The sequence below is a fragment of the Sulfitobacter alexandrii genome, assembly GCF_001886735.1.
GTDB classification, from domain to species: Bacteria; Pseudomonadota; Alphaproteobacteria; order Rhodobacterales; family Rhodobacteraceae; genus Sulfitobacter; species Sulfitobacter alexandrii.
The window spans coordinates 2,778,465-2,791,942 of record NZ_CP018076.1; the positions used below are offsets into that span (position 1 = coordinate 2,778,465).

General features: G+C 65.3%; 16 protein-coding genes. 5 read left to right on the top strand and 11 right to left on the bottom strand.

What is annotated here, in order from left to right; genetic code table 11:
* Position 1: 1 nt before the first annotated feature.
* The 10 genes from BOO69_RS13665 to BOO69_RS13710 form a co-directional block, all read right to left on the bottom strand.
* The gene (locus tag BOO69_RS13665; RefSeq protein WP_071972665.1) at positions 2 to 1,654 is read right to left on the bottom strand and encodes an FAD-binding dehydrogenase; all 1,653 of its coding nucleotides are present in this window, start codon (positions 1,652 to 1,654) and stop codon (positions 2 to 4) included.
* Positions 1,655 to 1,727: 73 nt separating this feature from the next.
* Entirely contained in the window at positions 1,728 to 1,973 is a 246-nt protein-coding gene (locus BOO69_RS13670) for a hypothetical protein (protein ID WP_237267467.1), read from the bottom strand.
* A gap of 39 nt (positions 1,974 to 2,012) precedes the next feature.
* Positions 2,013 to 2,792 (bottom strand): succinate dehydrogenase iron-sulfur subunit, encoded by a 780-nt coding sequence (locus tag BOO69_RS13675; protein ID WP_071972666.1) that lies wholly within the window; start codon positions 2,790 to 2,792, stop codon positions 2,013 to 2,015.
* Positions 2,793 to 2,850: 58 nt separating this feature from the next.
* Complete coding sequence (locus tag BOO69_RS13680; protein ID WP_071972667.1) at positions 2,851 to 3,666, bottom strand: FkbM family methyltransferase; 816 nt, start codon at positions 3,664 to 3,666, stop codon at positions 2,851 to 2,853.
* Positions 3,667 to 3,669: 3 nt separating this feature from the next.
* On the bottom strand, positions 3,670 to 3,999 hold the full coding sequence (locus tag BOO69_RS13685) for a hypothetical protein (RefSeq protein WP_071972668.1): 330 nt from the start codon (positions 3,997 to 3,999) through the stop codon (positions 3,670 to 3,672).
* Between the two features lies 1 nt (position 4,000).
* Positions 4,001 to 5,806 (bottom strand): succinate dehydrogenase flavoprotein subunit, encoded by a 1,806-nt coding sequence (sdhA, locus tag BOO69_RS13690; protein ID WP_071972669.1) that lies wholly within the window; start codon positions 5,804 to 5,806, stop codon positions 4,001 to 4,003.
* A gap of 28 nt (positions 5,807 to 5,834) precedes the next feature.
* Positions 5,835 to 6,206 carry a succinate dehydrogenase, hydrophobic membrane anchor protein gene (sdhD, locus tag BOO69_RS13695; protein ID WP_071972670.1) on the bottom strand — a complete coding sequence of 124 codons (372 nt, stop codon included), beginning with the start codon at positions 6,204 to 6,206 and terminating at the stop codon, positions 5,835 to 5,837.
* Between the two features lie 10 nt (positions 6,207 to 6,216).
* The gene (sdhC, locus tag BOO69_RS13700; RefSeq protein WP_071972671.1) at positions 6,217 to 6,600 is read right to left on the bottom strand and encodes a succinate dehydrogenase, cytochrome b556 subunit; all 384 of its coding nucleotides are present in this window, start codon (positions 6,598 to 6,600) and stop codon (positions 6,217 to 6,219) included.
* Positions 6,601 to 6,903: 303 nt separating this feature from the next.
* Positions 6,904 to 7,866: a malate dehydrogenase gene (gene mdh, locus BOO69_RS13705; RefSeq protein WP_071972672.1), complete on the bottom strand. Its 963-nt coding sequence runs from the start codon at positions 7,864 to 7,866 to the stop codon at positions 6,904 to 6,906.
* Between the two features lie 187 nt (positions 7,867 to 8,053).
* The gene (locus BOO69_RS13710) at positions 8,054 to 9,130 is read right to left on the bottom strand and encodes a PRC-barrel domain-containing protein (protein ID WP_071972673.1); all 1,077 of its coding nucleotides are present in this window, start codon (positions 9,128 to 9,130) and stop codon (positions 8,054 to 8,056) included.
* Positions 9,131 to 9,251: 121 nt separating this feature from the next.
* On the opposite strand from BOO69_RS13710, the gene BOO69_RS13715 reads away from it, so the two are divergent.
* Positions 9,252 to 10,001, top strand: a complete 750-nt coding sequence (locus BOO69_RS13715) for a sulfite exporter TauE/SafE family protein (RefSeq protein WP_071972674.1) — start codon at positions 9,252 to 9,254, stop codon at positions 9,999 to 10,001.
* Between the two features lie 49 nt (positions 10,002 to 10,050).
* On the opposite strand, the gene BOO69_RS13720 is transcribed toward BOO69_RS13715, so the two are convergent.
* Positions 10,051 to 10,371: a hypothetical protein gene (locus tag BOO69_RS13720; RefSeq protein WP_237267470.1), complete on the bottom strand. Its 321-nt coding sequence runs from the start codon at positions 10,369 to 10,371 to the stop codon at positions 10,051 to 10,053.
* Positions 10,372 to 10,651: 280 nt separating this feature from the next.
* On the opposite strand from BOO69_RS13720, the gene BOO69_RS13725 reads away from it, so the two are divergent.
* From BOO69_RS13725 to BOO69_RS13740, 4 genes are read left to right on the top strand one after another with little or no spacing between them, the layout of a single operon-like run.
* Complete coding sequence (locus tag BOO69_RS13725) at positions 10,652 to 11,509, top strand: HpcH/HpaI aldolase/citrate lyase family protein (protein WP_071972676.1); 858 nt, start codon at positions 10,652 to 10,654, stop codon at positions 11,507 to 11,509.
* A gap of 4 nt (positions 11,510 to 11,513) precedes the next feature.
* Complete coding sequence (locus BOO69_RS13730; protein WP_071972677.1) at positions 11,514 to 12,071, top strand: NnrU family protein; 558 nt, start codon at positions 11,514 to 11,516, stop codon at positions 12,069 to 12,071.
* A gap of 17 nt (positions 12,072 to 12,088) precedes the next feature.
* Positions 12,089 to 12,292 carry a DUF1737 domain-containing protein gene (locus tag BOO69_RS13735; RefSeq protein ID WP_071972678.1) on the top strand — a complete coding sequence of 68 codons (204 nt, stop codon included), beginning with the start codon at positions 12,089 to 12,091 and terminating at the stop codon, positions 12,290 to 12,292.
* Positions 12,292 to 13,323 carry a MaoC family dehydratase gene (locus tag BOO69_RS13740; RefSeq protein ID WP_071972679.1) on the top strand — a complete coding sequence of 344 codons (1,032 nt, stop codon included), beginning with the start codon at positions 12,292 to 12,294 and terminating at the stop codon, positions 13,321 to 13,323. Before BOO69_RS13735 ends, BOO69_RS13740 begins: the two co-directional genes overlap by 1 nt.
* Positions 13,324 to 13,478 lie beyond the last annotated feature (155 nt).

Here is a 13,478-nt window from a genome sequence, read left to right on the forward strand (position 1 = left end):
CTCAGGCGGTCTGTCCCGCCATCCGGCCCGAATGCAGGCAACCGCCAAGGAAGGTGCCCTCGAGCGCGTTGTACCCGTGATAGCCGCCCCCGCCGAAACCGCAGACCTCGCCCGCCGCGAAAAGGCCCGGCAGCACCGTCCCGTCCGGGCGCAGCACGCGGCCCTGCCGATCGGTGTGCAGGCCGCCCAGCGACTTGCGGGTGATGACGTTCAGCCGCACGGCGATCAACGGGCCGTTCTTCGGATCAAGAATCTCGTGCGGCTTGGCGGTGCGGATCAGCCTGTCGCCCCGATAGGCCCGCGCGCCCCGGATCGCGGTGATCTGCGCGTCCTTGGAAAACGGGTTGGTCAGTTGCAGGTCGCGCGCCCTGATCTGCGCGCGAATATGCTCCAACGCCAGCGGATGCTCCGGCGTCAGCCGGTTCATGCCCGCCACGAGGGTTTCCAGATCGTCGGCCACCACGAAATCCGGGCCCTTCTGCTTGAACGCCTCCACCGCCGGGGTGGCACCCTTGCCCAGCCGCGCCTGCAACACCTCGCGCCAGCCGCCCTCGGTCAGGTCGGGGTTCTGTTCCGACCCCGACAGGGCGAATTCCTTTTCGATGATCTTTTGCGTCAGGATGAACCAGCTGTGCTCTCCGGCCTGCAGGATCCGCCGCAACGTCCCCAGCGTATCGAAGCCGGGCAGACAGGGCGCCTGCATCCGCGTTCCCTTGGCGTCGAACCACAGGGAGGACGGGCCGGGCAGGATGCGGATGCCGTGGTTGGGCCAGATCGGGTTCCAGTTCTCGACGCCCTCGCAGTAGTGCCACATGCGGTCGGTGTTGATCGTTCCGGCACCGGCCTCTACCGCGATGCCCTGCATCTTGCCATCCACGTAGTCCGGCACGCCCGCCACCATCCGCGCGGGGGGCGCGCCCAGCCGGTCGCGGGGCCAGTTGGCGCGCACGAGATCGTGGTCGCCGCCGATCCCGCCGGTGGTCAGCACAACCGCCTCCGACGCATGTTCGAAGGCCCCGGTGACGTTGCGCGAGGTGCTTTGGCCCCGCGCGGCGGTGCTGTCCTCCAGCACGTCGCCGCGCACCCCGGTCACATGGCCATCGGTCGTCACCAGCTCCGTCACGCGGTGGCGGAAGGCCAGCCTGATCTTTCCCGCGGCGGCGTAGTCGGTCATCAGCCGGACGAAGGGTCTGACCACACCGGTCCCGGTGCCCCATGTGATATGAAACCGCGGGACGGAATTGCCGTGCCCGCCCGCCAGTGCGCCGCCCCGTTCGGCCCAGCCCACGACGGGGAACCAGCGCATGCCCAGATCGTGACACCACTGGCGCATGCCCCCCGCCGCCCAGTCGATGAAATCCTCGGCGCAGGCGCGGGGATTCGCGTCTTCTTCGCGGTCGAATTGCGCGGACCCCATCCAGTCGCTCAGCGCCAGCTCGGCGCTGTCGCGGATGCCCAGCCTGCGCTGTTCGGGCGTGTCCACCATGAACAGACCGCCGAGCGACCAGAACGCCTGCCCGCCCAGCGACTGCGGCGCCTCCTGATCCAGCAGCAGCACCCGGCGCCCGCGCAGTACCGCCTCGTGCGTGGCGACCATGCCGGCCAGACCGGCCCCCACGATGATCACATCCGCCTTGAAATCATGTTCCGACATGCGCTTTCCCCCTTCGGGGACGATCCTGCCCGTTCTCACCCCGTGCTGTCGAGGGAAACGCGGCGGCAAGCTGTCAGAGGCCCGGTTTCTCCAACCCGGCCAGGCACTTGTCTGGCTTGCCGTTCGCGCGATAGGCCTCTGCCCCGCAGGTCACGCAATGGTATCTCATCAACGCGCCCTTGGCCCCGGCACGGTCCTCGCGCCAGCGGCACTTGCGGGTGTCGGCATGGCGGTGGGCATAGATCGCGACGGCGATCACCGCGATGACAAAGAAGATCGGTGCAAGCATGTGGCTGATATAAGATGCGCGGCGGGTCATGCCACCCGCCGCGCGCCCGACACCTTCAGATGATGATGATCAGACGGTCCGTTCGACCATCAGCTTCTTGATCTTGGCAATGGCCGCCGCCGGGTTCAGACCCTTGGGGCATGTCTTGGCGCAGTTCATGATCGTGTGGCAGCGGTACAGCTTGAAGGGGTCTTCAAGGTCGTCCAGACGCTCGCCCGTGGCCTCGTCCCGGCTGTCGATGATCCAGCGGTAGGCATGCAGCAGGGCTGCCGGCCCGAGGTAGCGGTCGCCGTTCCACCAGTAGCTGGGGCAGGACGTCGAACAGCAGGCGCACATGATGCATTCATAGAGGCCGTCCAGCTTCTCGCGGTCGTCGATGGACTGGCGCCATTCCTTGGCGGGGGCCGGGGTCTCCGTCTCCAGCCACGGCTGGATGCTGGCGTGCTGGGCGTAGAAGTGCGTCAGGTCCGGGATCAGGTCCTTGACCACCGGCATGTGCGGCAGCGGATAGATCTTCACCACGCCCTTCACCTCGGCCACGCCGTAGGTACAGGCCAGCGTGTTGATCCCGTCGATGTTCATCGCGCAGGATCCGCAGATGCCCTCGCGGCAGGACCGGCGGAAGGTCAGGGTCGGGTCGATCTCGTTCTTGATCTTGATCAGCGCGTCCAGGATCATCGGGCCGCAGGTGTCGAGGTCGACGAAATAGGTGTCCAGCGCCGGGTTCTTGTCGTCGTCGGGGCTCCACCGGTAGATGTGGAACTCCTTGAGGTTGCTGGCCCCTTCGGGCTTGGGCCATGTCTTGCCGCTGGTCATGCGGGAATTCTTGGGGAGCGTCAGCTGAACCATATCGCATCTCCTGTTCTGGCGTCGCCGCCGGTTTCAATCGGGCCCCTGCGCGGGGCGTTCATGCCTGCCTGTCCTCGCGGACAAACAGCGTGTTCTGTTCGGCCTGCAGGGTGATCCGGTAGCCGCGGCCGGTCAGTTCCCCCACAAGGTCGCGGTCCCAGTCGGCCGCGTGGTCGGTTTCGACGAGCATCACGTCGGGCAGCCAGCCCGCGGCGTCCAGCAGCGGCCCCAGCACGAGGGGCTCCGCCCCCTCGACGTCGATCTTGAGGACCGAAACGGCGTGCCCTTCGGCGTCGCCCACGAAATCGCGCAGCGGGCGCACCGGCACCAGGGTGCCCCCGTGGCGGGACCGCCGCTTGACCGGCATCAGCGAGGCCTGGCCGAAATTGTTGCCGTGAAAGTTCAACGTCGCCTCGCCGCGCTCCGCCCCCAGCGCACAGCCTTCGATCCGGACCACGTGGCCCAGCCCGTTCAACTGCACATTGTGGCCCAGCCGCCCGATCATCACCGGGTTCGGCTCGAACGCGATCACCCTGCTGCCTTGGCCCGCCGCCAGCGCCAGCGGCACGGCAAAGGCCCCGCAATTCGCCCCGATATCGAGGACGAAGGCATTCCGGCCCTCGACCACTTCGGTCAGGGCCATCAGCGACTTCATCTCGGGGGGCTGGCCATTCAACCAGATCATCCTGTCGGTGTAATTGTCGCGCGGATCGACATACATGCGGACGCCGGCGAACTGCACCTCCGCGGGCGGCAGGGCCGCCATCAGCTTTTGCCGCAGGGGCCGGTCCGCCGCACGGAATGCCGCGCGCATCGCCTCGACGGTCAGCGATTCCGCGACCGGCTCGAAGACAGGATGCGGCAGGGCGTTCATGGCTCAGCTCAGACCGGCTTCGAGCGTGCGGGCCTGCAGGCAGGTCCGCGTCTCGGGCCGCGCGAGGATGTTGCGCACCACCGAAACCGTGGTCTCGTCCACGCCGACCACCGCGGCGCGGGCGAATTCGCGCACCTCCATCGCATCGGCATAGTCGATGATGCAGTCGGTGAAGGGCGTGATCAGCTGCTTGGGCACCTGCGGGAAGCGGGTGGCGAGCGTTTCCGTCACCACCCCCTTGGCGCCCGCGCGGGCCGTGCTGTCGACCGCCTCGGTCACTTCGGTGCAGGCGGCAAGGCCGACCATGCACAGGGCAAGAGCCGCAAGGCGCATGTCAGTACACCCGCGCCTTGGGCGCGATCTTCTTGAGGTCGATGCCGCCCTCGTTGTGGCTGGTCAGCGGCTTGAGGTGCACGCCCCGGAAACCGAGCGAGGCCTCGTTGCCCTTGAACCAGATCAGGCTGTGCTTGCGCCAGTTCTCGTCGTCGCGGTCGGGATAATCCTCGTGCGCGTGGGCGCCCCGGCTTTCCTTGCGCGCGGCGGCCGCGGTGATCGTGGCGACCGCGTTGGGCATCAGGTTGGTCAGCTCGAGCGTTTCCATCAGGTCGGAGTTCCAGACCAGCGACTTGTCCGTCACGTGCAGGTCGTCCAGCTTGCTCGCCACGGTCTTCATCTTCTCCTCGCCCTCGGCCAGCGTCTTGTCGGTGCGGAAGACGGCGGCGTCCTGCTGCATGGTCTTCTGCATCTCGAGCCGCAGTTCCGCGGTCGGCACATGGCCGTTGGCATAGCGCAGCCCGTCGAACCGGCTGAACGCGGCCTCGACCGACCGCTTGTTCGGGGTCGGCACCGGGGCATTCGCGTCCACGACTTCCTTGGCGCGGATCGCGGCGGCCCGGCCAAAGACCACGAGGTCGATGAGCGAGTTGGAGCCGAGGCGGTTCGCCCCGTGCACGCTGGCGCAGCCCGCCTCGCCCACGGCCATCAGGCCGGGTGACACGTTGTCGGGGTTGTCCTTGGTCGGTGCCAGCACCTCGCCCCAGTAGTTCGTGGGGATGCCGCCCATGTTGTAGTGCACGGTCGGCAGCACCGGGATCGGCTCCTTGGTCAGGTCCACCCCGGCGAAGATGCGCGCGGATTCGCTGATGCCCGGCAGGCGCAGGTCCAGGGTTTCCGGCGGCAGGTGGTTGAGGTGCAGGTGGATGTGATCCTTGTTCTCGCCCACGCCGCGGCCCTCGCGGATTTCCATGGTCATGCAGCGCGACACCACGTCCCGCGAGGCGAGATCCTTGTAGGTCGGCGCGTAGCGTTCCATGAAGCGCTCGCCTTCGGAGTTGGTGAGATAGCCCCCTTCCCCGCGCGCGCCCTCCGTGATGAGGCAGCCTGCGCCATAGATCCCGGTGGGGTGGAACTGCACGAACTCCATATCCTGAAGCGGCAGACCGGCACGGGCCGTCATGCCGCCGCCGTCACCGGTGCAGGTGTGGGCGGACGTCGCGCTGAAATAGGCGCGGCCATAGCCGCCCGTCGCCAGCACGACCATCTTGGCCGCGAAGAGGTGCATCGTGCCGTCGTCAAGCTTCCAGCACAGCACGCCTTGGCAAACGCCGTCGTCGGACATGATGAGGTCGATGGCGAAATATTCGATGTAGAATTCCGCGTTGTTCTTCAGGCTCTGGCCGTAAAGCGTATGCAGGATCGCGTGTCCCGTCCGGTCGGCGGCGGCACAGGTGCGCTGCACGGGGGGGCCTTCACCGAATTCGGTGGTATGGCCACCGAAGGGGCGCTGGTAGATCTTGCCTTCCTCGGTCCGGCTGAACGGCACGCCGTAGTGTTCCAGTTCGTAGACCGCCTTGGGCGCCTCGCGGGCGAGATATTCCATCGCGTCCGTGTCGCCCAGCCAGTCGGAGCCCTTGACGGTGTCGTACATGTGCCACTGCCAGTTGTCGGGGCCCATGTTGGACAGCGACGCGGCGATGCCGCCCTGCGCGGCCACGGTGTGCGAGCGGGTCGGGAACACCTTGGAGATACAGGCCGTCCGCAGCCCCTGCTCCGCCATGCCCAGTGTCGCGCGCAGCCCCGCGCCGCCTGCCCCCACGACCACGACGTCGTATTCGTGGGTTTCGTAATCATATGCAGCCATTTTCGGTCTCCCCTCGGGAATGAATGGATCAGAGCGCCAGGCGCGCGATGGCGAAAACGCCAACCGCCGCCGCGCCGTAGCTGAGGCAGGTCATCAGGATGAGCGCGATCTTCTGTGCGATCCCGTGGACGTAATCCTCGATCATAACCTGCACGCCGTCGTTGAAGTGCTTGAAGCCGACCACCAGCGTCAGCGCCGCGATGATGGCGGGTGTCGGGCGGCTGTAGTAGGCGAGGATTTCCTCGTAGGTGCCGCCCAGCGCCGAGCCGAACGTGAAAACGAACAGCGGGATCAGGATCAGCAGGGCGACGGAACTCACCTTCATCGCCCAGAAATGCTTGGTGCCGGACTTGGCCGAGCCGAGGCCGACGGCGCGTTTGCGGTCTGTCATGTATGCCATCGGGGTCTCCTTAAACGATAATGACGGTCAGCACCGTCAGCAGGACCGAACCGCCCAGGCAGGCCCAGCCCAGCTTTTCGGCGGTGGGCACGTCCAGCGCATAGCCGTTGTCCCAGATCAGGTGCCGGATGCCGGCCAGCGTGTGATACCACAGGCCCAGAACGCTCAGAACCATGATCAGATCGCCGAACCAGCTGGTCACGAAACCGTTCACCGTGTCGAAATACTCAACGCTGGTTGCTGCCGCGAGAAACCACCAGACGATCAGCAGCGCCGCCACCAGCATGGCGTTGCCGGTGATGCGGGTCAGGATCGAGGTCATCGAGGTCAGTTGCGGGCGGTAGATCGTCAGATGCGGTGACAGCGGGCGGTTGCCCCGGTTTACATCGGCCATATGCTGGTCCTTTGATGTGGTTGGCTTTATTCGGTCGTTGGCTGCCCTAGTGATAGCGCTTTTTACAGGAGTGTCACGAGGGCACGCAGCGCCGGGGCGCGGTTTTATGTCCCGGTCTGCCCGAAAAATCCGAAATTTCAAGCAAAATTCATATTTGTGATCACACGAATTATTTGCGTGATCACAGCTTGCCGACTCGGGGCTGAAACCCGCGCAGCGCGAACGGCGGCACCGTCCTGCACAGGGCCAAGCAAAAGGGCGCGCCCGGCAAGGCGCGCCCTTTCAGTCCGTCTCCGGAAGGGTTCAGGCCAGGCTTTCGTCGATGCCCTTGCAGGCATCCACCAGCCCCTTCACGGCCTTGACCGAATTGTCGAACATGGACTGCTCGTCCTTGTTCATGGAAATCTCGACGATCCGCTCCACGCCGCCGGCACCGATCACGGTGGGCACACCGACATAGAACCCGTCGAGGCCATAGGCACCGTCCACGTAGGCCGCGCAGGGCAGCACACGCTTCTGGTCCTTGAGATAGCTTTCCGCCATCTCGATGGCGGAGGTCGCGGGCGCGTAGAAGGCCGAGCCGGTCTTGAGCAGGCCGACGATCTCGGCGCCGCCGTCACGGGTGCGCTGCACGATCGCGTCCAGCTTTTCCTGCGTGGTCCAGCCCATCTTGACCAGATCGGGCAGCGGGATGCCGGCAACGGTGGAATAGCGCACCAGCGGCACCATGGTGTCGCCGTGGCCACCCAGCACGAAGGCGGTGACGTCTTTCATGGACACGTTGAACTCGGTCGCGAGGAAGTGGCGGAAGCGGCCCGAATCGAGCACGCCGGCCATGCCGCAGACCTTTTCGTGGGGCAGGCCGGAGAATTCGCGCAGGGCCCAGACCATCGCGTCGAGCGGGTTGGTGATGCAGATGACGAAAGCGTCAGGTGCGTGCTGGGCGATGCCCTCGCCCACGGATTTCATGACCTTGAGGTTGATGCCCAGAAGGTCGTCGCGGCTCATGCCGGGCTTGCGCGGCACACCGGCCGTCACGATGCAGACGTCCGCGCCCGCGATGTCGGCGTAATCCTGCGTGCCCGACAGGGCCGCGTCGAACTTGCCCGCCGGGCCCGATTCCGCGATGTCCAGTGCCTTGCCTTCCGGCACGCCTTCGGAAATGTCGAAAAGGACGACGTCGCCCAGTTCCTTCAGCGCCGCAAGATGCGCAAGTGTACCGCCGATTTGCCCCGCGCCGATCAGCGCGATCTTGGGTCTGGCCATGGTAAGTTCTCCGTCTGGGTTGCGTTGCGGTGCGGCATAGCGAAATGCGGCGCACCCTGCAAGTTCGCGCTTGGGGCACCGTCACCCGGAGGGAGGTCAATCGCACCGGCCAGAACGATGAAAGGCCACCCCAGGGGGGCGGCCTTCCGAAAGCACATGACCGACCAGGCGGTCACGTTTCTGATGCTTAGTCTTCGTACTCGGGCAGTGCTTCGAGACGCTCTTCGGTGCTGTCAATGTAGAACCGGTAGTCGGAGCCATCGGCATTCTTCATCACTTGAATCTTGTCGAATTCAACCAGAACCGGCTTTTCGCCAATCCCGAGGAAGCCACCGACGTTGATCACGGCGCCGGTCAGCTTGCCGTCGTCGCCAACCATCAGGTTGTCGATTTCGCCGACGGTTTCGTCATTCGCACCGTAGACATAGGACCCGTTGATCTCTTCCGAGGTAAGTTGCTCCACTTCGGCCATCTCGGCGTTCTGGTAGCCTTCGACCTCGTAGTTCGGGCGGGTCATCTCGTTGGTCGCGTTGTCGGCCATCTGCTCGGTTTCCTGAGCGGCGTTCTCGGCGGCCTGTTCGGTTTCCGCGGCAGCGTTTTCAGCGGCCTGCTCGGTCTCTTCGGCAGCGTTTTCGGCCATCTGCTCGGTGTTCTCGGCAGCCTGCTCGGTCTCGGCAGCGGCGTTCTCTGCCATCTGCTCGGTCTCCTCAGCAGCGTTCTCGGCCATCTGCTCGGTGTTCTCGGCAGCATTTTCAGCGGTCTGCTCGGCGTTCTCGGCCGTGGCTTCCGCGTTCTGCTCCATCGTGTCGCCGTTCATCGCGTCATCGTTCATGTCGCGATCGAATTCGGGCAAGCTTTCCAGCGCTTCCTTGGTGGTGGAAACGACGAGGAAACGGTCACCCATGTCGCCGTCTTCGGACAGCACGGAGATGTCATCCATGGAAATCGCGACATCGCGTTCGCCGATGCCGAGGAAGCCACCGACACCGAGGATCACGGCGCGGACGCTACCGTCCTTGGCCACGATGATGTCGTTGATCTCGCCGATGTCGTCCCATTCGGTTTCCGCACCGTCGGCCACGGCCTGGGATGCGTCGACTTCGTTCTCGCTGTTGTAGACGCGCATGCCGATCAGGTCGCTGGCGTAAAAATCACCTTGCTGAAATTCGACTGCGTTCATGTCCATGTTCGCGGTATTCGACTGGGCATAGGCACCTGTGGAAAGGGCGACGACAACAGCCGTTGTGCTCAGAAAGCGTTTCATTAATAGTCCTCCTTCGTGTGTCTACGGTGGCTCGCACCGCTTGATGAACGAACACGGACCTGCTCAGCTTGTTCCACGAAAAAGTGATTATCTTCGACCGGTTATAATCTATGACACATGCATGCTGGATTTGACCTTCTTTCTGGTCGCCGGACCGGCCGTTTTCTTTGCCGGGGTTTCCAAGGCCGGGTTCGGGTCCGGGGCGGCATTTGCCGCGGCCAGCATCCTCGCACTGGTGGTGGAGCCGGGCCTCGCGCTCGGGGTGATGTTGCCGCTGCTCATGCTGATCGACGTCAGTTCGCTGCGCCCCTACTGGCGGAAATGGAGCGCGCCGGACGCCCGGCTGCTGATTCTGGGCGCGCTGCCCGGCATCGCGCTGGGTGCGGCGCTCTACCGGGTCGCGTCACCGGACCTGTTCCGCCTGCTGATCGGCGGCGTATCCGTCGCCTTCGTGGTCTGGCAGATCAGCCTTGCAAGGGGGTGGCTGCGGCTGCGCCGGCTGCGGCTGTCCGACCGCGCCGGCCTCGGCCTTGGGGGAGTCGTGGGGTTCACCACCTTCGTCAGCCATGCGGGAGGCCCGCCCGCGGCGGTGTTCCTGCTGACGCGCGGCCTGACCAAGACCCAGTTCCAGGCGACCACCGTGCTCGTCTTCTGGGCGCTCAACATCATCAAGTTCGTGCCTTACGCGGTTCTGGGCATGTTCACCGCGCAGACCTTTACCGCGAACCTCGCGCTTGCGCCCTTTGCGCTGCTGGGCACATGGGCCGGTGTGCGGGCGCATCACCTCGTGTCGGAAAGGGTGTTCTTCGGCCTGACCTACGTGCTGCTTTCGATCACGGGGGCCAAGCTGATCTGGGATGGCCTGACCTGAGAGGCGGCCATCCGGTTTCCCCCGCGGGAGCCAAGGGAAAGAAGGTCTCTCAGGCGTCCTCGCCCCGGGCGGGCAATGCTTCGACCACCGTTTCGAATGCCTGTCCCGACGCGACGAGACAGGTCAGGCCACCGGGCACCGTCACGGTGATCGTCCAGCTTCCGGTTTCGCCGGACGCGAAAACCTCGACCACCGCGTTGTTGGCCCCCAATCCGACGGACTGGCGGGTTTCGCCGTATCCCTCGGCCAGCCGCGCCACCACGATGTCGCGCGGGCCGCAATTCCGCGCGTTTTGCGCCGCCACGTCCGTCGCCGCCGCCAGATAGATGACGGCCCCTGCGGTCAGGGCCGCCATGTTGAAGAGTTTCATCCTGCGATCCATCGTCTGCCTTCCTTCCAGAGGCCGCGCCCGGCGTGATCCGGGTGAGCCGGGTTTGGGTGCTGAACGCCCGACGCTGCGGCCAAGGCGACGCGCAAAGGATGAAGACAAAGGACTGAAATACTGGTTAATACGCCGTGCGGCCCCGCGCGCGGCACTAATCGCTGCACTGCGGCAGGTTTTCCCTTGAACTATTCAAACAAAAATGGGCATCTGCACGCAACAATATGACTGCGCGACCCGACCTGCGCGCCAACCCATCGGAGGCCCCATGTCCAAGATCACCCGCCCGCTGCGTTCCGTTCTCTACATTCCCGGATCGAAACCCCGTGCATTGGACAAGGCGCGGGGCCTGCCCTGCGACGCGATCATCTTCGACCTTGAAGACGCGGTGAGCCCGGACGAGAAATCGGCCGCCCGCGACACCCTTGCCGCGGCGCTCGGCGAAGGGGGCTACGGCGCGCGGCTCAAGGTGATCCGCATCAACGCCCTGGACACCGAATGGGGCCGCGCTGATGCGGAGGCCGTCCGAAACATGGACGCGGACGCGATCCTGCTGCCCAAGGTCGGCAGCCCCGCCCATCTGGAGGCGCTGGCGGAGATCGTGGGCGACATCCCGCTGTGGGCCATGATGGAGACGCCCGGCGCGATGCTGAACGCCCCCGCCATCGCGGCGCACCGGTCGCTTCAGGCGATGGTCATGGGCACCAACGATCTGGCCAAGGATCTTCAGACCCGCTTCCGGCAGGACCGTCTGCCGCTGATGACCGGCCTCGGGCTGTGCGTCCTCGCCGCCAAGGCGCATGAATGCGCCATCATCGACGGGGTCTACAACGCCTTCAAGGACGACGACGGGCTGCGCGCCGAATGTGCACAGGGCCGCGACATGGGTTTCGACGGCAAGACGCTGATCCATCCCGCGCAGCTCGATGTCGCGAACGAGGCCTTCTCGCCGACCGAGGAAGAGGCCGATCTCGCCCGCCGCCAGATCGCGGCCTACGAAGAGGTCATCGCCTCGGGTCAGAGCGTCGCGGTCGTGGACGGCAAGATCGTCGAGAACCTGCATGTTGCAACTGCCCGCGAAACACTGGCAAAACTGGACGCAATCGCAGCCCTCAGCGCGGAGTAGCGCCATGTTCCTTCTGATCCTCGGCCTCATCCTCTGGGTGGGCGCACATTATTTCAAACGCCTCGCCCCCGACGCCCGCGCCCGGATGGGCAACGCGGGCAAGGGCCTCGTGGCCCTGCTGGTGGTCGCGGGCGTGATCCTGATGATCGTCGGCTACCGCGCTGCGGACTTCATCCCGGTCTGGGACCCGCCGGCCTTCCTGACGCATGTGAACAACCTGCTGATGGTGCTGGCCTTCTGGATCTACGGCTCTTCCGCCGCCAAGGGAGCCAAGGCCTGGCCCGCCAACAAGACCCGTCACCCCCAGCTTCTGGCGGTCAAGACATGGGCCGTGGCGCACCTGCTGGTGAACGGCGACCTCGCGTCGATCATCCTGTTCGGCGGGCTGCTGGCCTGGGCCGTGGTAAGCGTCATCCTGATCAACCGCGCCGAACCCGACTGGACACCGCCGCCCCACGCGGGGCGCGCGACCTACATCCGGCTCGTGGTCATCACCGCCGTGATCTTTGCCGTTGTCGTCGGCATCCACACATGGCTGGGCGTCTCGCCCTTCCCCGCCTGAACCCTGACGGAGCCTGCATGAAACTCTACCGCTTCCTGTCCGAAGAGGACACGTCCGCCTTCTGCCACAAGGTCACCGATGCCCTGAACAAGGGCTGGGAGCTTTACGGCTCGCCCACCCAGACATGGGATCACGCCGCCGGGGTCATGCGCTGCGGTCAGTCGGTGGTGAAGGAGGTCGAAGGCACCTATACGCCCGACACCAAGCTGGGGGACCACTGATGGCCAAGACCAACGCGGGCCGCTTCTTCGAGGATTACACCGTGGGCGAAACCATTCGCCACGCGGTGCCCCGAACCGTCAAGATGGGCGAACGGGCGCTCTACCACATGCTCTACCCGGCACGGCACGCGCTGTATTCCTCCGACCAGTTCGCCCAAGGCTGCGGCCTGCCGTTCAGCCCGCTCGACGACATGATCGCCTTTCACGTGGTCTTTGGGAAAACCGTGCCGGACGTGTCGCTGAACGCCGTGGCCAACCTCGGCTACGCGCAGGGCCGCTGGCTCGCCCCGGTCTGGCCCGGCGACACGCTGCGCAGCGAATCCGAGGTGATCGGGCTCAAGCAGAACTCCAACGGCAAGACCGGCGTGGTCTATGTGCGCACCACCGGGCTGAACCAGCATGACGAACCTGTGCTGGAATACGTGCGCTGGGTGATGGTGCGCAAGCATGACACCGATGCACCCGCCCCGGACACCGTGGTGCCCGAATTGCCCGAGGCGGTGGCGGCCTCCGACCTCGTGATTCCCCAAGGGCTCGACTTCACCGACTACGATTTCACGCTGGCGGGGGAGCCGTATCGCTGGGGCGACTACGAGGTCGGCGAACGGATCGACCACGTCGACGGCGTCACCGTCGAAGAAGCCGAACACATGATGGCCACCCGCCTGTGGCAAAACACCGCCAAGGTGCATTTCGACACCTCCGCCCGCCCGGACGGCAGCCGCCTGATCTATGGCGGCCACGTGATCTCCATGGCGCGGGCCTTGTCCTTCAACGGCCTTGCCAACGCGCAGATGGTCGTCGGCCTGAACGGCGGCGCACATGCCAACCCCTGCCTCGCCGGCGACACGATCCGCGCCTGGTCAGAGGTGCTGGACAAGGCCGAGACCTCCGCCCCCGGCGTCGGGGCGATCCGCCTGCGGCTGGTGGCGACCAAGGGGGGCGAGCCCTTCAGGCTGAAGGGCGAGGATGGCAAGTACCTGCCCGACGTCCTGCTCGACCTCGACTACTGGGCGCTGATGCCGATGTAACGGCGCAGGCCTTTTTCTGGAAAATGGAAGCTTCGAGGCCATGTTGCACGGTGCTGCAACAATTGGGAGACCCTTCCATGAGCAGAAGGCGATGTCTGAAATAATTCGGACACGTCATGTCGTGGCCATGTCCGGCCTGTAGTCAACTGAGAGGT

Coding starts and splice junctions, on each gene's coding strand:
- BOO69_RS13685 (WP_071972668.1), bottom strand. CDS start 3,999: ATGCGCCTTGCGGCTCTTGCCCTGTGCATGGTCGGCCTTGCCGCCTGC.
- BOO69_RS13730 (WP_071972677.1), top strand. CDS start 11,514: ATGTTCCTTCTGATCCTCGGCCTCATCCTCTGGGTGGGCGCACATTAT.
- BOO69_RS13740 (WP_071972679.1), top strand. CDS start 12,292: ATGGCCAAGACCAACGCGGGCCGCTTCTTCGAGGATTACACCGTGGGC.
- BOO69_RS13680 (WP_071972667.1), bottom strand. CDS start 3,666: ATGAACGCCCTGCCGCATCCTGTCTTCGAGCCGGTCGCGGAATCGCTG.
- BOO69_RS13735 (WP_071972678.1), top strand. CDS start 12,089: ATGAAACTCTACCGCTTCCTGTCCGAAGAGGACACGTCCGCCTTCTGC.
- sdhA (WP_071972669.1), bottom strand. CDS start 5,806: ATGGCTGCATATGATTACGAAACCCACGAATACGACGTCGTGGTCGTG.
- sdhD (WP_071972670.1), bottom strand. CDS start 6,206: ATGGCATACATGACAGACCGCAAACGCGCCGTCGGCCTCGGCTCGGCC.
- BOO69_RS13710 (WP_071972673.1), bottom strand. CDS start 9,130: ATGAAACGCTTTCTGAGCACAACGGCTGTTGTCGTCGCCCTTTCCACA.
- BOO69_RS13725 (WP_071972676.1), top strand. CDS start 10,652: ATGTCCAAGATCACCCGCCCGCTGCGTTCCGTTCTCTACATTCCCGGA.
- BOO69_RS13665 (WP_071972665.1), bottom strand. CDS start 1,654: ATGTCGGAACATGATTTCAAGGCGGATGTGATCATCGTGGGGGCCGGT.
- mdh (WP_071972672.1), bottom strand. CDS start 7,866: ATGGCCAGACCCAAGATCGCGCTGATCGGCGCGGGGCAAATCGGCGGT.
- BOO69_RS13720 (WP_237267470.1), bottom strand. CDS start 10,371: ATGAAACTCTTCAACATGGCGGCCCTGACCGCAGGGGCCGTCATCTAT.
- BOO69_RS13715 (WP_071972674.1), top strand. CDS start 9,252: ATGCTGGATTTGACCTTCTTTCTGGTCGCCGGACCGGCCGTTTTCTTT.
- BOO69_RS13670 (WP_237267467.1), bottom strand. CDS start 1,973: ATGACCCGCCGCGCATCTTATATCAGCCACATGCTTGCACCGATCTTC.
- sdhC (WP_071972671.1), bottom strand. CDS start 6,600: ATGGCCGATGTAAACCGGGGCAACCGCCCGCTGTCACCGCATCTGACG.
- BOO69_RS13675 (WP_071972666.1), bottom strand. CDS start 2,792: ATGGTTCAGCTGACGCTCCCCAAGAATTCCCGCATGACCAGCGGCAAG.